Raw genomic sequence first — 21584 nt, 5'->3', positions numbered from 1 at the left:
CTTGCCATGGTCGACGTGACCAATCGTGCCGATGTTCACATGAGGCTTGGTGCGCTCGAATTTACCTTTTGCCATGTGATGTCTCCAATCCTGCTCGCCCGTGCGGGCCTTGATTTAAGTTACTGCTGCAACCCGTCGGGGTTACGCGTATTTCTTCTGGACTTCCTGGGCGACCGCGGTCGGCACAGGCTCGTAGTGATCGAACTGCATCGTGTAGGCCGCGCGGCCCTGGCTCATCGAGCGCAGGTTGTCGACATACTTGAACATGTTGGCGAGCGGCACCATCGCGTTGATAACCACCGCGACGCCACGTGCTTCCTGGCCCTGGATCTGGCCGCGGCGGCCGTTCAGGTCACCGATGACGCTGCCGACGTAATCTTCCGGCGTGACGACCTCGACCTTCATGATCGGCTCGAGCAGTTGCACGCCGAGCTTGGGCGCGGCCTCACGGAAGCAGGCACGGCCGGCGATTTCGAAGGCGAGCACCGAGGAGTCGACGTCGTGGTATGCGCCGTCGATGAGCGTCGCCTTGACACCGATCATTGGGAAGCCGGCGAACGGACCCGACGACATGACGCTGTTGATGCCCTTTTCGACACCCGGGATGTATTCCTTCGGCACCGCACCGCCGACGATCTTGGTGTCGAACTCGAACTCGGGGCTTTCCGGGTTCGGCTCGAACAGGATCTTGACGCGGGCGAACTGACCGGTACCGCCGGTCTGCTTCTTGTGCGTGTAGTCCTGCTCGTGCTTGCGGGTGATCGTTTCACGGTAAGCCACCTGCGGCGCACCGACGTTGGCTTCGACCTTGAACTCGCGGCGCATGCGGTCGACGATGATGTCGAGATGCAGCTCGCCCATGCCGGAAATGATGGTCTGGCCAGATTCCTCGTCGGTCTTGACGCGGAAGGAGGGATCCTCGGCGGCCAGGCGATGAAGGGCGAGGCCCATCTTTTCCTGGTCGTTCTTGGTCTTCGGCTCGATGGCGATCTGAATGACCGGATCGGGGAATTCCATGCGCTCGAGGATGACCGGGTGCAGCGGATCGCTCAGCGTATCGCCGGTGGTGGTGTCCTTGAGGCCGGCCAGGGCGACGATGTCGCCGGCAAAAGCCTCTTCGACGTCGGCGCGCGAGTTCGCATGCATCTGAAGCATGCGGCCGATGCGCTCCTTCTTGCCCTTCACGGTGTTGTCGACCGAGATGCCCTTGGTGAGCTTGCCCGAGTAGATGCGGGCAAAGGTCAACGAACCGACGAACGGGTCGTTCATGATCTTGAAGGCGAGCATCGAAAGCGGCTCGCTGTCGTCGGCGTGACGCTCGATCTCGGCATCGGTCTTGGCATCGACACCCTTGATGGCCGGAACATCGGCCGGCGACGGCAGGTATTCGACGACGGCGTCGAGCAGCGGCTGCACGCCCTTGTTCTTGAAGGCCGAGCCGCAGAACATCGGGTAGAACTTCACCGCGATGGTGCCCTTACGGATCAGCGCGCGGATCTCGTCATTCGACGGCATCTTGCCTTCGAGGTAATTCTCAAGCGCCGTCTCGTCCATTTCGACGGCGGCTTCGATCATCTTCTCGCGATATTCTTCGGCACGAGCCTGAAGGTCGGCCGGGATCTCGACGACGTCCCAGGCAGCGCCCAGCGTCTCGTCGCGCCAGACCAGTGCGTTCATCTCGACCAGGTCGACGACGCCCTTGAATTCGGTCTCGGCGCCGATCGGCAACTGCATGACGACGGCATGCGCGCCGAGGCGCGAACCGATCATTTCGACCGAGCGGTAGAAGTCGGCGCCGATCTTGTCCATCTTGTTGCAGAAGATCATGCGCGGAACGCGGTACTTGTCCGCCTGGCGCCAGACGGTTTCCGTCTGCGGCTCGACACCGGCATTGGCATCGAGCAGCGCAATGGCGCCGTCGAGCACGCGCAGCGAACGCTCGACTTCGATGGTGAAGTCGACGTGTCCGGGGGTGTCGATGATGTTGAAGCGGTGCATCTTGCCGTCACGAGCCTTCCAGAAGGTCGTGGTCGCGGCGGACGTGATGGTGATGCCGCGCTCCTGCTCCTGCTCCATCCAATCCATGGTGGCAGCACCGTCGTGCACTTCGCCGATCTTGTGCGACTTGCCCGTGTAATAGAGGACGCGCTCGGTGGTCGTCGTCTTGCCGGCGTCGATATGCGCCATGATACCGAAATTGCGGTAGTCTTCGATTTTGTATTCGCGGGCCATCGTAGCTGCCTCTCAGTCTCGTTCGCGCTTTACCAGCGGTAGTGCGCGAAAGCGCGGTTGGCTTCTGCCATCTTGTGGGTGTCTTCACGCTTCTTCACGGCGGTGCCGCGGTTGTTGGCCGCGTCCATCAGCTCGCCGGAGAGGCGGTCGACCATGGTGGTCTCGTTGCGGTTGCGGGCCGCGGCGATCAGCCAACGGATTGCCAGCGCCTGACGGCGCTCGGGGCGCACGTCGACCGGAACCTGGTAGGTGGCGCCGCCGACGCGACGCGAACGCACTTCCACATGCGGCGCGACATTGTCGAGCGCCTGATGGAAGACGGTGACCGGCTCCTGCTTGGTCTTCGACTGGACCTGGTCCAGCGCGCCGTAGACAATGGTCTCGGCGACCGACTTCTTGCCGTCATACATGACGGCATTCATGAACTTGGTGACGATCAGATCGCCGAACTTGGGATCCGGGTTGATCTCACGCTTTTCTGCACTGTGACGACGCGACATGGCTTTTGTCTCTCAATCTCGTAGCCCGGTGCATTCAAGCAGCACCAAGGCCGAAAAATCTTACTTCGGACGCCTTACTTCGGACGCTTGGCGCCGTACTTCGAACGGCGCTGCTTGCGGTTCTTCACGCCCTGCGTGTCGAGCACGCCGCGAATGATGTGGTAGCGCACGCCCGGAAGATCCTTGACGCGGCCGCCGCGGATCATGACCACGGAGTGCTCCTGAAGGTTGTGACCTTCGCCGGGGATGTAGCCGATCACTTCAAAACCATTGGTCAGGCGGATCTTGGCCACCTTGCGCAGCGCCGAGTTCGGCTTCTTCGGCGTCGTTGTATAGACGCGCGTGCAGACGCCCCGCTTCTGCGGGTTCTGCTGCATGGCCGGGACCTTGTTGCGCTTCACCGGCGCAATGCGCGGCTTGCGGATCAGCTGGTTGACGGTAGGCATTAAACCCTCTTGTCTCTCAATTCCGTGTCTCGTGCCGGTCAAGGCTCGCTCAAAGCGTCATTTCCATACGCAAATTCGGGCCACAAACCGCGCCTCGCGGTCTTGCCCGAACAAATCGCAGAGGAAGCGGAAACCGCTTCGTGCACGCCGGAAATGTCTTTTCGCTCGTAAAATGAACCCTGTTTGAGGCAAACTCCAAAGCGTGTCGCTTCGGAAGGGAGAGCCTCACATCGGTTCTGACTGGGCGGCTTCTACTCGTAAGCCCGCGAACCGTCAAGCCCGCAGTGGCAAATATCGCACCGAAGCCGGGACTTGGCAGCCATCCGAAAACCGCATGTAATTTTCTTTCGCCATTTTGCAATGCGGAGGAAGAAAGTGACCGGCTTTTCGCTTTTGCGCGCCCTTGCTCTATGCGAAAAGGCGGCCTGAGCACTCAACATCCCCTCGCCCGCGCTTGCCAGGAGGAATCAGCCGTGAACGATAATGAAGAACGCCCGGTCACCATCATCACCGGCCGGGTGTGGAAGCGCAAAGGCGGCAAGGTGGAAGGCGTGCATGTGATGCTGGTCGCTCCTGACGACGATTCGGCGGTGCGACGCGCACTCGAATCGCTGGCGGCGGAAGGTTACGCCGAGGCCGAACTGGACCAGATCGGCGACATGGACGGGGTGCCCGACGACGAGCCGCATCTGTCGGCCTACCAGGGCGCGCTCGAAGGCGAAGTGTCGATCGTCACCTTCGACGCGCCGATCTGATCATGGGCGTGTCATGGGCGCGGTGTCCTTCCTTGCCTGCTTGGCATGACGCGACTCGTTCGGATAGCCGGCACGGCCGACGCTTGCCCGTCATGGCCGATCTGCTAAGAGACGCGCAGTCGTCCAAACCCGGCGGAGCCTCATGTCCTCATCCATCTCGCCCATAAGAATCGGCATTGTCGGCGTCGGCAAGATCGTCCGCGACCAACACCTTCCCGCCTTGGCCAAGGATCGGGATTACCAGCTGATCGCGGCGGCCAGCCGGCACGGCAAGGTCGACGGCATTGTGAATTTCCCCGACATCGAGACGATGCTTAGCGCGGTTCCCGAACTCGATGCAGTGTCGCTGTGCATGCCGCCGCAGTTCCGCTATGACGCCGCGCGCAAGGCACTCGAGGCTGGGAAGCACGTTTTCCTGGAAAAGCCGCCCGGTGCCACGGTCAGCGAGGTCGAGGACCTGAAGGCGCTGGCGGCGAAACAAGGCGTCTCACTGTTCGCTAGCTGGCATTCGCGCTACGCGCCGGCGGTCGAAGCGGCGCGAACGTTCCTCGCTTCGACCAAAATCAAATCGGCGGCGATCGTCTGGAAAGAAGATGTACGCCGCTGGCACCCGAACCAGGACTGGATCTGGCAGCCTGGCGGTTTCGGCGTCTTCGACCCCGGCATCAACGCGCTGTCGATTGCAACCTACATCCTGCCGGCCATGTACATCACTTCGGCCGTGCTCGACTTTCCGGCGAACCGCGACGCACCGATCGCGGCCCAGGTCGCGTTCCGGGCCGCGAACGGATCGGATGTGACGATGGAGCTCGACTGGTTGCAGACCGGACCGCAGAGCTGGGACATCCTGGCCGATACGGATGCCGGACAGATGGTGCTCTCGGGTGGCGGCTCGAAACTCGCAGTCGACGGGCGGGTTGTACACGAGGAGCCGGAAGCGGAATATCCGATGCTCTACCGGCGCTTTGCCGAAATCGTGCACGTCGGGAGGTCGGATGTGGACCTTGCGCCGCTCCAGCACGTTGCCGACGCCTTCATGCTGGGCAAGCGCAACGTGGTCGAGGCGTTTTTCGACTGACGATGGGCGGCGCCTTGCCTCAGTGGACAATGGCAATGGCAAACCCGTCATAGCCCTTGGAGCCGACGGTCTGGATGGCGGTGCCGTCCAGCCGTTTGTCGCCGCCGATGAAGGAGAACGCAGCCCGGGCGCCCTCGACATTGGCATCGCGACCATCCTCATCCAGCACGGCGCCGTCGCGGATGACGTTGTCACAGACGATGACCGTTCCTGACCGCGACAGCCGCAGGGCCCAGGCCAGATAGTTCGGGTTGTTCGGCTTGTCCGCGTCGATGAAGATGAGATCGAATGGGCCGGCATTCTCGCCGTCCAGTTGTGCGAGCGACTGGAGCGCCGAACCGACACGCAGTTCCACACGGCCCGCAACCCCTGCGTGTTCGAAATTCGAACGCGCGACCTTGGCATGGTGCGGATCGAGTTCGAGTGTCACGACCTTGCCGTCGGCAGGCAATCCCCGCGCCATCCAGATGGTCGAATAGCCACCCAGCGTGCCGATCTCGAGCACCTTTTTCGCGCTGCTGATGCGCACCAGCAGCGAGAGCAGCTTTCCTTGCGCCGCCGAGACATCGATTGCCGGCAGGCCCTGGTCGCGGTTGGCCGCCAGAACCGCCTCGAGAACGGGATCCGCCTCGAAGAGAGAAGATACGATGTAGTTATCGACTGCCGTCCAGGTCTTCGTGTTCATCCGCTATCCTCCGACCGCAAAAATGAAAAAGCCGCCGGGTTGCCCCGACGGCTTCTGTTGCCTGAGATTTCTGCCGCCGCGCTTACTGCGCGGCGGTTGTCATGTCCGCCAGCATCGGCTCGGCGACTTCCACACCGGAGGCCTTGCGGCGCTCGTCGATGATCAGTTCGTCGCGCGAGGTGGCGATGCGCCGGATCTGGCTCATCGTGCCGCCGGTGCCGGCGGGGATGAGCCGGCCGACGATGACGTTTTCCTTCAAGCCCTGCAGCATGTCGGTCTTGCCGGCAACCGCGGCTTCCGTCAGCACCCTGGTCGTCTCCTGGAAGGAGGCGGCCGAGATGAAGGACGGCGTCTGCAGCGATGCCTTGGTGATGCCCAAGAGCACCGGCTGGCCTTCGGCCGGCTTCTTGCCGTCCTCGACCAGGCGCTCGTTGACCTCTTCCAGTTCGATCACGTCGACGTGGTCGCCCGGGATATAGGTCGAGTCGCCCTGCACCGTGATCTCGACCTTCTGCAGCATCTGGCGAACGATCACCTCGATGTGCTTGTCGTTGATCGACACGCCCTGCAGGCGGTAGACTTCCTGGATCTCGTTGACGAGGTAGGAAGCAAGTGCCTCCACGCCCTTGATCGCCAGGATGTCGTGCGGCGCCGGATTGCCGTCGAGGATGTAGTCGCCCTTCTCGATGACGTCGCCGTCCTGGAGATGGAACGGCTTGCCCTTCGGGATCAGGTACTCGACCGGCTCGAGCGTCGAGTCGTGCGGCTCGATGATGATGCGGCGCTTGTTCTTGTAGTCGCGGCCGAAGCGGATCGTGCCATCGATCTCGGCGATGATGGCGTGATCCTTCGGACGACGTGCCTCGAACAGTTCGGCAACACGCGGCAGACCGCCGGTGATGTCCTTGGTCTTGGCGCTTTCCATCGGGATACGCGCCAGCACGTCGCCGGGGCGAACCTGAGCACCCGGCTCGACCGAGAGAATGGCCTCGACCGAGAGCAGGAAGCGGGCGTCGCCACCCTTCGACAGCTTGCCGACCTTGCCCTTGGTGTCCAGGATGGCAATCGCCGGCTTGAGGTCGTTCCCGCGCGGCGTCGAACGCCAGTCGATGACCTCACGCTTGGTGATGCCGGTCGACTCGTCGGCCGTTTCCTGAACGGAAATGCCGTCGACCAGATCCTCATACGACACCTTGCCCTCGATTTCAGTGAGGACAGGACGGGTATAGGGATCCCACTCGGCGATACGCTGACCGCGCTTCACCTTGTCGCCATCGTCCACGAAGATGCGTGAACCATAGGTGACACGGTGCGTGGCGCGCTCCTTGCCGGCTTCGTCGAGGATCAGCACCGCCATATTGCGGCCCATGACCATCTGCTGGCCGTCCGAGTTGCGCACCACGTTGCGGTTGCGGATCTCGACCTTGCCCTCATAGGAGGCTTCAAGGAAGGAGCTATCCACCACCTGCGCCGTACCGCCCATGTGGAAGGTACGCATGGTGAGCTGCGTGCCCGGCTCGCCGATCGATTGCGCCGCGATGACGCCGACGGCTTCGCCCTGGTTGACCGGGGTGCCGCGGGCCAGATCGCGTCCGTAGCAGACCGCGCAGACACCGATCCTGACTTCGCAGGTCAGGGCCGAGCGGATGCGGACCGACTGCACGCCGGCCTTTTCGATCTGCTCCACGTCACGCTCGTCCATCAGCGTTCCGGCCTTGACCAGAACCTCGCCCGACACCGGATGGGTGATGTCGTCGAGCGATGTACGGCCCAGCACGCGCTGGCCGACCGAAGCGACGACCTGACCGGCATCGACGATCGGCTGCATGGTGAGGCCCTTGTCGGTGCCGCAATCCACGGAGTTGACGATGCAGTCCTGCGCCACGTCGACCAGACGACGGGTGAGGTAACCCGAGTTCGCCGTCTTCAAGGCGGTATCGGCCAGACCCTTGCGGGCACCGTGGGTCGAGTTGAAGTACTCGAGCACGGTCAGGCCTTCCTTGAAGTTCGAGATGATCGGCGTCTCGATGATTTCACCCGACGGCTTGGCCATCAGGCCGCGCATGCCGGCGAGCTGGCGCATCTGGGTGGGCGAGCCGCGCGCACCGGAGTGCGACATCATGTAGATCGAGTTCATCGGCTTCTGACGGCCATTGTCCTCGAACTCGACCGCCTTGATGCGGGCCATCATTTCGTCGGCGACCTTTTCCGAGCACTTGGCCCAGGCGTCGACAACCTTGTTGTACTTCTCACCCTGCGTGATCAGGCCGTCATTGTACTGCTGCTCGTACTCCTTGGCCAAAGCCTCGGTGTCCGACACCAGCTTGATCTTGGTGTCCGGGATCAGCATGTCGTCCTTGCCGAACGAAATGCCGGCACGGCAGGCATGGGCAAAGCCGAGCGCCATGATGCGGTCGCAGAAAATGACCGTCTCCTTCTGACCGCAATGGCGGTAGACGGTGTCGATCATCTTGGAGATGTTCTTCTTGGTCATCTCCTGGTTGGCGGTCTCGTAAGGCACGTTGACGTTCTTCGGCAGAAGCTCGCCGATGATCATGCGGCCAGGTGTGGTGTCATGGATCTTCGACACAACCTTGCCTTCGGCGTCGACCGTGCGGAAGCGGCCCTTGATCTTGGCGTGCAGGGTCACCGCCTTGGTCTCGAGCGCGTGCTGGAGTTCGCCCATGTCGGCAAACACCATGCCCTCGCCCGGCTCGTTCTGGTTGACGATCGAGAGGTAGTAGAGACCCAGAACCATGTCCTGCGACGGGACGATGATCGGCGCGCCGGAGGCCGGGTGCAGGATGTTGTTGGTCGACATCATCAGCACGCGGGCTTCGAGCTGCGCTTCCAGCGACAGCGGCACGTGAACGGCCATCTGGTCGCCGTCGAAGTCGGCGTTGAAGGCCGTGCAGACCAGCGGGTGAAGCTGGATCGCCTTGCCTTCGATCAGGATCGGCTCGAACGCCTGGATGCCGAGGCGGTGCAGCGTCGGCGCGCGATTAAGGAGAACCGGATGCTCGCGGATGACCTCATCGAGGATATCCCAGACTTCCGGACGCTCCTTCTCGACCAGCTTCTTGGCCTGCTTGACGGTCGAGGAGTAACCCTTGGCGTCGAGACGGGCGTAGATGAAGGGCTTGAACAGTTCGAGCGCCATCTTCTTCGGCAGGCCGCACTGGTGCAGCTTGAGCTCCGGACCGGTGACGATGACCGAGCGGCCAGAATAGTCGACGCGCTTGCCGAGCAGGTTCTGACGGAACCGGCCCTGCTTGCCCTTGAGCATGTCGGACAGCGACTTCAGCGGACGCTTGTTGGCGCCGGTGATGACGCGGCCGCGACGGCCGTTGTCGAACAGCGCATCGACGGCTTCCTGCAGCATGCGCTTTTCATTACGCACGATAATGCCCGGCGCCCGCAGCTCGATCAGCCGCTTCAGGCGGTTGTTGCGGTTGATGACGCGGCGGTAGAGATCGTTCAGGTCGGACGTCGCGAAACGACCGCCGTCCAGCGGGACGAGCGGGCGCAGGTCCGGCGGGATCACCGGAACCACCTTCATGATCATCCATTCCGGACGGTTGCCGGATTCCATGAAGTTCTCGACGACCTTGAGCCGCTTCAGATACTTCTTCTGCTTCAGCTCGGACGTGGTCGATGCCAGTTCCGAACGCAGGTCGCCGGCAATCTTCTCCAGGTCCATGCCGGCCAGAAGGTCATGAATGGCCTCGGCGCCGATCATGGCGGTGAAACTATCCTCGCCATATTCGTCGACGGCGATCATGTACTCTTCCTCGCTGAGCAGCTGGTGCTCCTTCAGCGCGGTGAGGCCAGGCTCGGTGACGATGTAGTTCTCGAAGTAGAGGACCCGCTCAATGTCCTTCAGCGTCATGTCGAGCAGCGTGCCGATGCGCGAGGGCAGCGACTTCAGGAACCAGATGTGGGCGACGGGGGCCGCCAGCTCGATATGGCCCATGCGCTCGCGGCGGACGCGCGACAGCGTGACTTCGACGCCGCACTTCTCGCAGATCACGCCCTTGTACTTCATGCGCTTGTACTTTCCGCACAGGCATTCATAGTCCTTGATCGGGCCAAAAATGCGCGCGCAGAACAGACCGTCACGCTCCGGCTTGAAGGTGCGGTAGTTGATGGTCTCCGGCTTCTTGATCTCGCCGAACGACCAGGACAGAATCTTCTCAGGGCTGGCAAGCGAAATCCGGATGGAATCGAACACCTGCGCAGGCGCCTGCGGATTGAAGAGATTCATGACCTCTTGGTTCATGCCGTTCTCCTTTGCGGGGTCCTCGAAAACCCCTTGCATCTAGCGCGGGCCGAATGCCCGCTGAGTGGTCGGCCCACCGGCCGAAGAATTGGTGCATCCGGTCGCGAGAGCCCTCTCCCGCGTCCGGATGTCTTGTTTACTCGGCCGCGCCCCTATTCGGCAGCATCGGGCAGCCGGATCGGGTTGTCGTCGAGCTTGGTGTTCTCGAGCTCGACATTGAGGCCGAGAGACCGCATTTCCTTGACGAGCACGTTGAAGCTCTCGGGAATGCCTGCCTCGAACGTGTCGTCGCCACGCACGATCGCCTCGTAGACCTTGGTGCGGCCGGCGACGTCGTCCGACTTCACCGTCAGCATTTCCTGCAGCGTGTAAGCGGCGCCGTAGGCTTCCAGTGCCCAGACCTCCATCTCGCCGAAGCGCTGGCCGCCGAACTGCGCCTTGCCGCCCAGAGGCTGCTGGGTGACGAGCGAGTACGGACCGATCGAACGCGCGTGGATCTTATCGTCCACGAGGTGGTGAAGCTTGAGCATGTAGATATAGCCCATCGTCACCTTGCGATCGAACGGCTCGCCGGTGCGTCCGTCGTAGAGTTGCGACTGACCTGATGTGTGCAGGCCCGCCTGCTCCAACATGATGTTAATGTCAGCCTCATGCGCGCCGTCGAACACCGGGGTCGCGATGGAGACGCCGCGGCGCATCTGCTCGCTGAGGCGAACGATGCTCTCGTCGTCATATTCGCGAACCGGCTCGTTGCGGTCGTTGGCCGGCATGAAGCTCTCGAGCGTCTTGCGCAGCGGCTTGATGTCGCCGGCTGTCTTGTACGCATCGATAAGCTCGCCGATCTTCCTGCCCATGCCAGCGCAGGCCCAGCCCAGATGCGTTTCCAGGATCTGGCCGACATTCATGCGGCTCGGCACACCCAGCGGGTTGAGCACGATATCGGCATGCGTGCCGTCCTCGAGGAAAGGCATGTCCTCGACCGGAACGATACGCGACACGACACCCTTGTTGCCGTGACGGCCGGCCATCTTGTCGCCGGGCTGCATCTTGCGCTTCACCGCCACGAAGACCTTGACCATCTTCATGACGCCTGGAGGCATTTCGTCGCCGCGCTGCACCTTCTCGACCTTGTCCATGAAGCGCTGTTCGAGCGCCTTCTTGGAATCGTCGTACTGGCCACGCAGGGCTTCCAGTTCGCTCTGGAGCTTTTCGTTCTCCACCGCAAACTGCCACCACTGCGAACGCGGATACTCGTCGAGCGTGTCCTTGGACAGCGTCGAGCCCTTCTTGAAGCCCTTCGGTCCAGCGATCGCTTCCTTGCCGACGAGAACGTCGGAAAGACGCGCATAGACGTTACGGTCCAGAATGGCCTGCTCGTCGTCGCGATCCTTGGCGAGGCGTTCGATCTCCTCGCGCTCGATCGCCATGGCGCGCTCGTCCTTCTCCACACCGTGGCGATTGAACACGCGCACCTCGACGACGGTGCCGAAAGTACCCGGAGGCATGCGCATCGAAGTGTCGCGCACGTCGGAAGCCTTTTCGCCGAAGATGGCGCGCAGAAGCTTCTCTTCCGGGGTCATCGGGCTCTCGCCCTTCGGCGTGATCTTGCCGACCAGGATGTCGCCCGGCTGCACTTCCGCACCGATATAGACGATGCCGGCTTCGTCGAGGTTCTTCAGCGCTTCTTCCGAGACGTTTGGAATATCGCGCGTGATTTCCTCCGGACCGAGCTTGGTATCGCGCGCCATGACCTCGAACTCCTCGATGTGGATCGAGGTGAAGACGTCGTCGGCCACGATACGCTCGGAGAGCAGGATCGAGTCCTCGTAGTTGTAGCCGTTCCACGGCATGAACGCGACCAGCACGTTGCGGCCGAGCGCCAGATCACCGAGTTCGGTCGAGGGACCGTCGGCGATGATGTCGCCCTTGTTGACCCGGTCACCCATGCGCACCAGCGGACGCTGGTTGATGCAGGTGTTCTGGTTCGAACGCTGGAACTTCATCAGCCGGTAGATGTCGACGCCGGACTTGCCCGGATCGAGATCCTCGGTGGCGCGGATAACGATACGCGTGGCGTCCACCTGGTCGACGATGCCGCCACGACGCGCCCCGATGGCGGCGCCCGAGTCACGGGCGACGATCGGCTCCATGCCGGTACCGACGAACGGCGCCTCGGCGCGCACCAGCGGCACGGCCTGGCGCTGCATGTTCGAGCCCATCAGAGCGCGGTTGGCGTCGTCGTTCTCCAGGAACGGGATAAGTGCCGCGGCAACAGACACCATCTGCTTGGGCGACACGTCCATCAGGTCGACGTTTTCGCGCGGCGCCATCATCACTTCGCCGGCGCTGCGGCAAATGACGAATTCGTCGACGAAGCCGCCATTCTTGTCGAGCTCGGCGTTCGCCTGCGCGACATGGTGCTTGGCCTCTTCCATCGCCGAGAGATAGACGACGTCATTGGTCAGCTTGCCGTCAACGATCTTGCGGTACGGGCTTTCGATGAAGCCGTACTTGTTGACGCGCGCGAAGGTCGCCAGCGAGTTGATCAGACCGATATTCGGGCCTTCCGGCGTCTCGATCGGGCAGATACGGCCATAATGCGTCGGGTGCACGTCGCGCACTTCGAAGCCGGCACGCTCGCGGGTCAGACCGCCCGGTCCAAGCGCCGAGAGACGACGCTTGTGGGTGATCTCCGACAGCGGGTTGGTCTGGTCCATGAACTGCGACAGCTGCGAGGAACCGAAGAACTCACGCACGGCGGCGGCCGCCGGCTTGGCGTTGATCAGGTCCTGCGGCATGACCGTGTCGATCTCGATCGAGGACATACGCTCCTTGATCGCGCGCTCCATGCGCAACAGGCCGACGCGGTACTGGTTCTCCATCAGCTCGCCGACCGAACGTACGCGGCGATTGCCGAGATTGTCGATGTCGTCGATCTCGCCCTTGCCGTCACGCAGTTCGACCAGCGTCCTGACCACGGCCAGGATGTCGTCCTTGCGCAGCACGCGCACCGTGTCCTCGGCCTTGAGCTCGAGACGCATGTTCATCTTGACGCGGCCGACGGCGGACAGGTCGTAGCGCTCGCTGTCGAAGAACAGCGAGTTGAACATGGCTTCGGCGGTCTCGAGCGTCGGCGGCTCGCCCGGGCGCATGACACGGTAGATGTCGAACAGCGCGTCCTGGCGGCTCTCGTTCTTGTCGACGGCGAGCGTGTTGCGGATATAGGCACCGACATTGACATGGTCGATGTCGAGGACCTGGATCTCGTGCTCGCCGGTGCCGAGCAGCACCTTGAGCGTCTTGTCGTCGATCTCGTCGCCGGCCTCGAGGAAAATCTCGCCGGTGGCGTAGTTGACGATGTCCTCGGCCAGGTAATTGCCGAGCAGATCCTCGTCGGTCGCCTTGATCGCCTTGAGACCCTTTTCGCCGAGCTGACGTGCCTGGCGAGCGGTAATCTTCTTGCCCGCCTCGACGACGATTTCGCCGGTGTCGGCATCGACCAGGTCGCCGACGGCCTTGAGGCCGCGGAAACGCTCGACGTTGAAGGGAATGCGCCAATGGTCGCCGGCGCGCTTGTAGATGATCTTGTTATAGAAGGTCGACAGGATCTCCTCGCCGTCCATGCCGAGCGCCATCAGCAGCGACGTCACCGGAATCTTGCGGCGACGGTCGATGCGGGCGTGCACAACGTCCTTGGAATCGAACTCGATGTCGAGCCACGAGCCACGGTAGGGGATCACACGGGCGGCAAACAGAAGTTTGCCCGACGAGTGCGACTTGCCCTTGTCGTGGTCGAAGAAGACGCCCGGCGAGCGGTGCATCTGCGAGACGATGACGCGCTCGGTGCCGTTGACGATAAAGGTGCCGTTCAAGGTCATGAGCGGCATGTCGCCCATGTAGACGTCCTGCTCCTTGATGTCCTTGATCGACTTGGCACCAGTATCCTCGTCGATATCGAACACGATGAGGCGCAGCGTCACCTTCAGCGGCGCGGCATAGGTCAGGTCGCGCTGACGGCATTCGTCAACGTCGAATTTCGGTCCTTCGAACTCGTACTTCACGAACTCCAGCATGGAGGAGCCGGAAAAATCGGAGATCGGGAAGACCGACTTGAAAACAGCCTGCAGTCCTTCGTCGGGACGTCCGCCCTTGGGCTCGTCCACCATCAGGAACTGGTCATAGGATGCCTTCTGAACCTCGATAAGGTTCGGCATCTCCGCAACTTCCGGGATCTTCCCGAAGAACTTGCGTACGCGTCTGCGGCCATTGAAAGTCTGGGTCTGGGCCATCGTCGCTCCTTAGCTCTAAACTCGGGACGAACCTCGCCGCGGTTCGCCTTGCATACTGAGCCACCTGGGCGGCGGCTCTCTGTCTGTTCTCCGGCCGCCTCTCCAATTGCTTGGCGGTTACCGGCTAAAACGGGAGAAAACCCGTTTCCTGAAGGCCGGTTTACGGCCCTCAGAAAAGAGGTTTTCGTACATCTCGCGTTACGCAGCCTCCCCTGGTCACCCAAGGGAGTGGCGGACGGCGCGAGGCCGCCCGCCGCTTTTTACGCTTACTTCAGGTCGACCTTGGCGCCGGCTGCTTCCAGCTGGGCCTTGAACTTGTCAGCGTCGGCCTTGGAAACGCCTTCCTTGACCGGCTTCGGAGCCGCTTCGACCAGGTCCTTGGCTTCCTTGAGGCCAAGACCGGTGATAGCGCGCACTTCCTTGATCACGTTGATCTTCTGAGCGCCGGCCTCGGTGAGAACGACGTCGAATTCCGTCTTTTCCTCGACCGGAGCAGCAGCAGCGGCAGCACCGCCAGCAGCGGCAACCGCCACCGGAGCAGCAGCCGAAACGCCCCACTTTTCTTCCAGAAGCTTCGACAGCTCAGCCGCCTCGAGGACGGTCAGCTTCGAAAGGTCGTCTACGATCTTTGCCAGATCAGCCATTGTTGTGTTCCTTCGTTAGGTTCGAACGTGTGTTTTTGATAGCGAGGAACGGCCTCATGCCGCCTCGTCCTTCCGGGCGTAAGCGCCGATGACGCGCGCGACCGAGGCCGCTGGCGCATTGACGATCTGGGCGATCCGGGTTGCCGGCGTGGCGATCATGCCAACCAGCCTGGCGCGCAACTCATCGAGCGACGGAAGTGTGGCGAGTGCCTTCACACCGTCGGCATTGAGCGAGGTGGTGCCCATTGCGCCGCCGAGAATGACGAGCTTGTCATTCCCCTTGGCGAAATCGGACGCGACCTTCGGCGCCGCAATCGGATCCTCCGAATAGGCGATCAGCGTCTGTCCCTTGAACAGTTCGATGATCGATGCGGAGTCCGTGCCCTGAAGAGCGATTTTGGCGAGACGGTTCTTCGCGACTTTAACGGTGCCACCGGCAGCGCGCATCTTCGACCGAAGGTCGTTCATTTGCGCGACGGTGATACCGGCATAGTGGGCCACGACGACTGAACCCGCGCCCGAAAACGCATCATTCAGGCCCGTGACGAGTTCGCGTTTTTCCGCTCTGTCCACTGCCTATCTCCAGTTGACCCCAGTCCTGCCAATGGGAACATTCCCATTTCGAGGACAGGCGTCGGGTTGCCTTTTGCCGGCCGGGCCATCCAGTAACGGATCTCCCGAACGACGCTCGAGGATCCTGCCCCCTTTCGCCACATCGACGGCAAAGCCGGCGATGCGCAGACAAAAGGCAAACACGGTTCGAACCTTTCATTGGAGCTTGTTGCTCCGTTGTCCGGTTTTCACCCGTCTCATGCAGGCCCACATGAATTAAGGCCCTCCTCTTGAATCAAGGTTCGGGCCGCCCGCAATCTCGGACAGGATGTCCGGAAGCCTTCCGGCTTCCGGTTCCGGGCCCAGGATAAATCCAAGGCCCGGAATTCAGTCACGGATCAGCCTTCGAAAGGCCAATCCAAATCTAATCAGGACGCGGCGAGCGTCGAGACGTCGAGCTTGAGGCCCGGGCCCATCGTCGAGGTGACAGACACCTTCTTGACGTAGTTGCCCTTGGCGCCAGCCGGCTTTGCCTTGGTCACCGCATCGGCGAATGCACGGACGTTCTCTTCCAGCGCCTTGACGTCGAAAGAGACCTTCCCGACGCCGGCATGAACGATGCCGGCCTTCTCGACGCGGAACTCGACCGCGCCGCCCTTCGATGCCTTGACGGCCGCGGCGACATCGGTGGTGACGGTGCCGACCTTCGGGTTCGGCATCATGCCGCGCGGGCCGAGCACCTTACCGAGACGACCGACGAGCGGCATCATGTCCGGCGTGGCGATGCAGCGATCGAAATCGATCGTGCCTTTCTGGACGATGTCGACCAGATCCTCGGCACCGACGATGTCGGCACCGGCGGCCTTGGCCTCTTCGGCTTTGTCGCCACGGGCGAACACGGCGACACGGACCGAGCGGCCGGTGCCGTTCGGCAGGTTGACCACGCCGCGAACCATCTGGTCGGCATGACGCGGGTCGACGCCGAGGTTCATGGCCACTTCGATGGTCTCGTCGAACTTGACCGAGGAACGATCCTTGAGCAGCTTCAGCGCGTCACCGAGCGCGTAAGCCTTGTTGGGATCGATGCCTTCACGGGTCTTCGATACACGCTTTGCAATCTTTGCCATGATCTTAGCCCACCACTTCCAGACCCATCGAGCGGGCGGAGCCCTCGACCATGCGCATGGCCGCTTCGACGTCGTTCGCGTTCAGATCCTTCATCTTGGCGGTCGCGATTTCGCGAACTTTGTCGCGCGAAACCGTGCCAGCCTTGACCTTGCCCGGCTCCTTCGAGCCCGACTTCAGGTTCGCGGCCTTCTTCAGGAAGTAGCTCACCGGAGGCGTCTTCATGACGAAGGTGAACGACTTGTCCTGGTAATAGGTGATGACGACCGGAACCGGCGATCCCTTTTCCATTTCCTGGGTCTGCGCGTTGAACGCCTTGCAGAACTCCATGATGTTGATGCCACGCTGACCAAGCGCCGGGCCGATCGGGGGAGACGGCGTAGCCGATCCCGCGGAGACCTGGAGCTTGAGCTGGCCTGCAATTTTCTTAGCCATCTCTTTTCCTGCCTTTGTCTATGCCGGCCCCACGATCTGGGAAACACCGGTGGTTGCAGTCTGGTGGTGCGGTTCTTGCGGCCGGCCAAAGCCGCCTTCGCCTCCCACCGTTCTCAAGCCGCGCGTTGCCGCGCCGCCTCCCCTGATCGCCGGACCGGCATCAGGGATTTCGGATCAGCCCTTTTCGACCTGTCCGAATTCCAGATCGACGGGCACGGCGCGCCCGAAGATCGAAACTTCCACCTTGAGCCGCGCCCGCTCCTCGTCCACTTCCTGGACGAAACCGTTGAACGACGCGAAGGGACCATCCGAAACGCGGATAGCCTCGCCGATCTCGAAGGTGACCGAGGGCTTCGGCCGCTCGACGCCTTCCTGCACCTGGTTCAGGATGCGCTGGGCTTCGGCCTCGGTGATCGGCACCGGCTTGGAGTCCCCGAGAAAACCAGTGACTTTCGGCGTGTTCTTGACCAGCGAGAACACGGCGTCGGTCAGATTGGCCTTCAAGAGCACGTAGCCCGGGAAGAACTTGCGCTCCGCGTCGACCTTGCGGCCGCGACGAACCTCGACGACCTTCTCGGTCGGCACCACGATCTGCTCGATATCGGCGGACAGGCCCTTCTGCTTGGCCTTGTTCTCTATGTCCTCGGCGACCTTCTTCTCGAAGTTCGAATAGGCGTGGACGATGTACCAGCGCGTAGCCATTTTTTCGACTTCTCCTAATCGCCGGACTTAGCGTCCAATGCCCAGAATCTGCTCGACCGCGAGGCCCATGAGCTGATCGGCGGTGAAGAAGAAGATCATCGCAATCACAGCAAAGGCCAGGACCATGACCGTCGAGATCATCGTCTCGCGGCGCGACGGCCAAGTCACCTTGGCTGTCTCCGCGCGCACCTGCTGGAGAAAGACGAAAGGATTTGTGGTTTTCGAAGCCATATGCCGCCTGTCTTCAAGACCCGTTGGCCGGGCCCCCTGGATGATCCCGCTGGCCGGGACGTGCCGCCTGAGCCCAATCTCGCGCAGAATCAGCGCAATCATTTCGCCCATGCAAATCAGACGCGTAAAGCCGGCTTCCCAGCTCCACGCGTCGCGTGTCTGTTTCGTCTACATAAAACCGATTCTTGATCCACGCAAGTGGCAAGTGCCCGCTTTATGACCAAACGCCGCCTCGGAGCCATCCAGTCGTTCCGTCCCGGCTATGGCGCTCTTATGCCCCAATCGGGCTAATATGGCAAGCGGCTCGCCGATTTTCAAAGGCAGCCGCGAAATATCGTTTTGATGCCATCTTTCAGAGCAAATGGCACGGGCAGCAGGGCTCGAACCTACGACCTGCGGTTTTGGAGACCGCCGCTCTACCAACTGAGCTATGCCCGTACACGCGCGCTTCAGCGCAGGCGCTTCCTAAAAGCTTCCGTGCGCTCTGTAAAGAGCGGTTTGCAGGCAAACGTGCTTAACCCCTGCGCCAGAAATCGGGATAGTCGACGACCAGCCCCTCGGCATCGATCTCCAGCTCCCGCCTGAAGTCGCTGGCGCGCGATTCATAGAGGTATCGCCGGCCCGCTTCGAGGCACGTGTAGCGCTGCGGGTTGCGCACGACAGTGAGTGCCGGGAATTCGATGAAGGCGGTGGTGATTTCCCCACTCTGGCCGGCCGCGAGCGCCAGGCGCCGGATCGGCAGCGTGTTGGTGAAGGGCGTGACGGTGAGGTCCGGGTCGAGCACGCCGGCAAGCTCGGGCATCGCCAAGCCGTCCCTGGTCCACTGACCATCGCCATCGGACGCCAGGACAAGTGTCCGGTTATCACCGATCACATTGACAATGACACTCTCGGCGCGCCAGCCGGCATCGCAGGCGATGCGGTAGCGGACCGCAAATGGCGTTTCGCCCGAGCGGATAACGACCGAATCGGCCAGCAACCGCCCCGCGTGCTCCCGCAGCACAAGATGTTCGGAGCCGGGCCCATCCCACTCGCGCCAGCGCACGATCTTTGCATCTTGCGGCATCAATCGTCCACCTCCCCCGGCAGCCGAAGCTATTTTGCGTCCGGCACCCGGTACGGTCCGCCAGGCACGCCCCACCCCCAGGCTGGCATCGGTTCGGTCTCGGGATCGCAGGTCTCGCCGAGATTGGAATTCATCTTGGCCAGCCGAGATCCCCATTCGACGTAGCCCATGAAGGCTGAACGGAATTCTGGATCGTCCGGCAGACCGACCTCATCCGCCGCGTCGGCGAGAAGATTGATCCAGCGACGGCGCTGCGCCTCGGTGAGGTGCTTGCCCACATGATGCATGACCATTTCGCGGTGGCCGCCAAAGGTTTCGCTGTAGGTTTTCGGTCCGCCGAAGACCTCGCCGATGAAGGCCGCGACATGGGCGGGGTGGTCCGGCGACATGTGCTTGAAGACCGGGCCAACCACCGGATCTTGCGCCACCTTGTCGTAGAAGGTTTGCGTCAGCCGGTTCAGCGCCTCGCCGCCTCCGGCCCATTCATAGAGTGTCGGAACGTCCTGGCTCATTCTCGATCCTTCGCCGGCCCCGCCGCGACGATAGCGGAAATCGGATACGGCTCAACCTGCCTCGATGGGCAGTTCCCCCCGACATCACCGTGCTCTACAGCCTTGCGGGCGCGTCGGCCTGTGCATTGGCGGCTGGCAGGCCCAGGCAATTGTCGGGCTTGGCAACAGCCTTGCAAGTCGTGGAGCCGGTCAGCGCGTCGACCGATTGCGGTCCTGTTGTCAGTCCAAGCTTGAGCATGGCGTCTGGGTCAAGTTGCCCCTCGGTCGAGCGTCGTTCGATTGTTGCGAACAGAGCGGGGCCGATCGCCATCTCGTCGAGGTAGGCCTTGACCACCAGCTTCTGTCCCGTCGGATACAGGCTGAGCCGCGCCCGGGGACCGACAAGCCGCCTGGCGCCGCCGGCGACCACTAACGCACAGCCGGAATCACACTCCACCCCCGCATCGATGCTCAATCCGGCATAGGCTCCTTCCGTGGCCAGGCAGTTCCACGCGCCGGGGTCACAGTCGACGAAATCCGTCCGGGCAACGGCGATGTCGAGCTTTCTTTCATGGATAAGCCGTCCCATTGCGAGAGCGCTGGGCAGGTCGCCTCCGCGCGAGCTGATGACGATAGGCAGCCGCCGATTGCCAAGGGTGGCCAGCAACTGCCGCAGCTTCCCCGGCGCCCGGTTCGTGATCGCACCTTCGGCCGATATCCATTCCGGACAGTCGGGATTGCACAGCGGATTGCTGCCGCGAACGACGACAAACCGCATGTCCCCGCCGGCCTTCGCGGTTTCCGCTTGAACGGTTACGGCAGCCATTGGCCTGGCTGCGGCCGATGGCGTCGTCTTGCTTGCGGGTCCAGCTATTTGCCGGCAGTTCGTGGCCGGCTGGGCCAGGCCGCAGAGGCTTACCGTGGTCAACAGGTCCACTGCGTCCCGGCTGGTGACCAACTTCATCATCACCATGTCATCGAGCGGAATCTGACGAATCTCACTGGCCGGCGTGGCTTTCATGACTTCCAGTACGCCGTCTGCTATCCCCATTTCCTTCAGGTACGCCGAAAGCGTCTTCTCGACGGTCCTGCTCATCTCGTAGGTTTTGTAGCTGCCAGCGTTTTTGCGGCTGACCACCTTGGTGCTGATGATCTTCTTCCTGCCGTTCACGATCCGGTACGTGGTCCGGTAGAGCAGCTTCTCCCGCTGGTATGTGGTGGTGATCTGGTGGACACCGAGATAGCCGAAATCCCCAACGACGCGGCGGACACCGCCGGAAAACATTAGCGGACAGGCCGAATTGCACATGGCTCCGTCGTCATAGGCCGCCCCGAAATAATCGGCACTCTTGCCCTTGTTGTCCCCGCAGTTTTTCGCTTCCGGCTTGCAACCGGAAAAAACCGTCACGCCGACGGCGATATCGAGCTTGTTCTTGCGGATCATCCGGCCGAGTGCCAGCGCGGCGTCGACGTTACCGCCGGGCGAATTGACGACGACCGGCAATTGCCTTCCCCTGAGCGCCTTGAGCGTGCGCTTGAGGAGCGACGGCGTGCCCGCGTCGATGGTGCCGTCCGCCGATATCCATTCAGGACAGTTGGGTTCGCATCCCGGAGCGTTGCTGCGCACCACGACGAAGCGCATAGGCGGGATGTCGAGAGGCCCATCCTCCGCTCGCGCTGTCAAAACGGGCAGTGCCATGGCGACGGCGAGACAAACCAGTGCCCACAACCGCCATGCCTTCCCATCGAAACGGTGCCTTGAAACCACTGTCGGCAAAGCTCCCTCGGTGCAACCTATACTAGTTGCAGCCATGGCGCTTGCAACAGCTTTGAAACAAGCGCGCAATGCTTTCGTTGCGAGGCGTGTGAAACGAAAAAGGGCGGCCCGAAGACCGCCCTTTCGTGTTCGAGACCGGCAGCAGCCGGATCGATTATTCTTTGATGGTGACGACGATGCCGGCACCGACGGTGCGGCCGCCTTCACGGATGGCGAAGCGCAGCTTCTCTTCCATGGCGATCGGCACGATCAGCTCGACATCGACGGTGATGTTGTCGCCGGGCATCACCATCTCGG

The 21584-nt window shown here is 62.1% G+C and carries 17 protein-coding genes, 1 tRNA gene and 2 pseudogenes; 2 read left to right on the top strand and 18 right to left on the bottom strand.

The features are described 5' to 3' along the window. From X739_RS1000000168935 to rpsL, 4 genes and pseudogenes are all read right to left on the bottom strand, one after another. Positions 1 to 75, bottom strand: a pseudogene (locus X739_RS1000000168935) (elongation factor Tu); the annotation flags it as partial. 66 nt (positions 76 to 141) lie between these two features. Beyond that, complete coding sequence (gene fusA / locus X739_RS137115) at positions 142 to 2232, bottom strand: elongation factor G (RefSeq protein WP_023775351.1); 2091 nt, start codon at positions 2230 to 2232, stop codon at positions 142 to 144. A 29-nt stretch (positions 2233 to 2261) separates the two neighbouring features. Beyond that, positions 2262 to 2732: a 30S ribosomal protein S7 gene (gene rpsG, locus X739_RS137120; protein WP_008875664.1), complete on the bottom strand. Its 471-nt coding sequence runs from the start codon at positions 2730 to 2732 to the stop codon at positions 2262 to 2264. Between the two features lie 74 nt (positions 2733 to 2806). Beyond that, positions 2807 to 3178, bottom strand: a complete 372-nt coding sequence (gene rpsL / locus X739_RS137125) for a 30S ribosomal protein S12 (RefSeq protein ID WP_006333356.1) — start codon at positions 3176 to 3178, stop codon at positions 2807 to 2809. Positions 3179 to 3651: 473 nt separating this feature from the next. On the opposite strand from rpsL, the gene X739_RS137130 reads away from it, so the two are divergent. Together X739_RS137130 and X739_RS137135 are read left to right on the top strand one after the other, a co-directional pair. After that, a complete protein-coding gene (locus X739_RS137130; RefSeq protein ID WP_015317988.1) occupies positions 3652 to 3933 on the top strand; it encodes a hypothetical protein in 282 nt (93 codons plus the stop codon). Between the two features lie 154 nt (positions 3934 to 4087). Further along, positions 4088 to 5011 carry a Gfo/Idh/MocA family oxidoreductase gene (locus X739_RS137135; protein WP_023775352.1) on the top strand — a complete coding sequence of 308 codons (924 nt, stop codon included), beginning with the start codon at positions 4088 to 4090 and terminating at the stop codon, positions 5009 to 5011. 19 nt (positions 5012 to 5030) lie between these two features. Here X739_RS137135 and X739_RS137140 read toward each other — a convergent pair whose 3' ends face one another. The 14 genes and pseudogenes from X739_RS137140 to tuf all read right to left on the bottom strand — a co-directional run. Then, on the bottom strand, positions 5031 to 5696 hold the full coding sequence (locus tag X739_RS137140; RefSeq protein WP_023775353.1) for an O-methyltransferase: 666 nt from the start codon (positions 5694 to 5696) through the stop codon (positions 5031 to 5033). Between the two features lie 82 nt (positions 5697 to 5778). Then, entirely contained in the window at positions 5779 to 9975 is a 4197-nt protein-coding gene (gene rpoC / locus X739_RS137145) for a DNA-directed RNA polymerase subunit beta' (protein ID WP_015317991.1), read from the bottom strand. Between the two features lie 152 nt (positions 9976 to 10127). Continuing rightward, positions 10128 to 14264, bottom strand: a complete 4137-nt coding sequence (gene rpoB, locus X739_RS137150) for a DNA-directed RNA polymerase subunit beta (protein WP_023785185.1) — start codon at positions 14262 to 14264, stop codon at positions 10128 to 10130. 266 nt (positions 14265 to 14530) lie between these two features. Beyond that, positions 14531 to 14908, bottom strand: a complete 378-nt coding sequence (gene rplL / locus X739_RS137155; RefSeq protein WP_015317993.1) for a 50S ribosomal protein L7/L12 — start codon at positions 14906 to 14908, stop codon at positions 14531 to 14533. Positions 14909 to 14962: 54 nt separating this feature from the next. Then, on the bottom strand, positions 14963 to 15481 hold the full coding sequence (gene rplJ, locus X739_RS137160) for a 50S ribosomal protein L10 (RefSeq protein ID WP_015317994.1): 519 nt from the start codon (positions 15479 to 15481) through the stop codon (positions 14963 to 14965). Positions 15482 to 15888: 407 nt separating this feature from the next. Continuing rightward, positions 15889 to 16587: a 50S ribosomal protein L1 gene (gene rplA / locus X739_RS137165; RefSeq protein WP_023775355.1), complete on the bottom strand. Its 699-nt coding sequence runs from the start codon at positions 16585 to 16587 to the stop codon at positions 15889 to 15891. A 4-nt stretch (positions 16588 to 16591) separates the two neighbouring features. After that, positions 16592 to 17020, bottom strand: coding sequence for a 50S ribosomal protein L11 (rplK, locus tag X739_RS137170; protein ID WP_010909262.1), 429 nt, complete (start codon positions 17018 to 17020; stop codon positions 16592 to 16594). 174 nt (positions 17021 to 17194) lie between these two features. After that, positions 17195 to 17722 carry a transcription termination/antitermination protein NusG gene (gene nusG / locus X739_RS137175; protein ID WP_015317996.1) on the bottom strand — a complete coding sequence of 176 codons (528 nt, stop codon included), beginning with the start codon at positions 17720 to 17722 and terminating at the stop codon, positions 17195 to 17197. Positions 17723 to 17749: 27 nt separating this feature from the next. Continuing rightward, on the bottom strand, positions 17750 to 17953 hold the full coding sequence (secE, locus tag X739_RS137180; protein ID WP_013531408.1) for a preprotein translocase subunit SecE: 204 nt from the start codon (positions 17951 to 17953) through the stop codon (positions 17750 to 17752). A gap of 362 nt (positions 17954 to 18315) precedes the next feature. Continuing rightward, positions 18316 to 18391: transfer RNA gene (locus tag X739_RS137185), tRNA-Trp, on the bottom strand. A gap of 76 nt (positions 18392 to 18467) precedes the next feature. Further along, complete coding sequence (locus tag X739_RS137190) at positions 18468 to 19019, bottom strand: putative glycolipid-binding domain-containing protein (RefSeq protein ID WP_023775356.1); 552 nt, start codon at positions 19017 to 19019, stop codon at positions 18468 to 18470. A 29-nt stretch (positions 19020 to 19048) separates the two neighbouring features. Beyond that, positions 19049 to 19531 (bottom strand): group II truncated hemoglobin, encoded by a 483-nt coding sequence (locus X739_RS137195; RefSeq protein WP_023775357.1) that lies wholly within the window; start codon positions 19529 to 19531, stop codon positions 19049 to 19051. Positions 19532 to 19625: 94 nt separating this feature from the next. After that, positions 19626 to 21152 carry a hypothetical protein gene (locus X739_RS137200; protein ID WP_023775358.1) on the bottom strand — a complete coding sequence of 509 codons (1527 nt, stop codon included), beginning with the start codon at positions 21150 to 21152 and terminating at the stop codon, positions 19626 to 19628. Positions 21153 to 21441: 289 nt separating this feature from the next. Continuing rightward, a pseudogene (gene tuf / locus X739_RS1000000168930) lies at positions 21442 to 21584 on the bottom strand (elongation factor Tu); the annotation flags it as partial.

The sequence above is a fragment of the Mesorhizobium sp. LNHC209A00 genome (assembly GCF_000502915.1).
Classification (GTDB): Bacteria; Pseudomonadota; Alphaproteobacteria; order Rhizobiales; family Rhizobiaceae; genus Mesorhizobium.
Note: the sequence above shows the minus strand (reverse complement) of the source record. Positions and strands in the feature narration are given on the sequence as shown.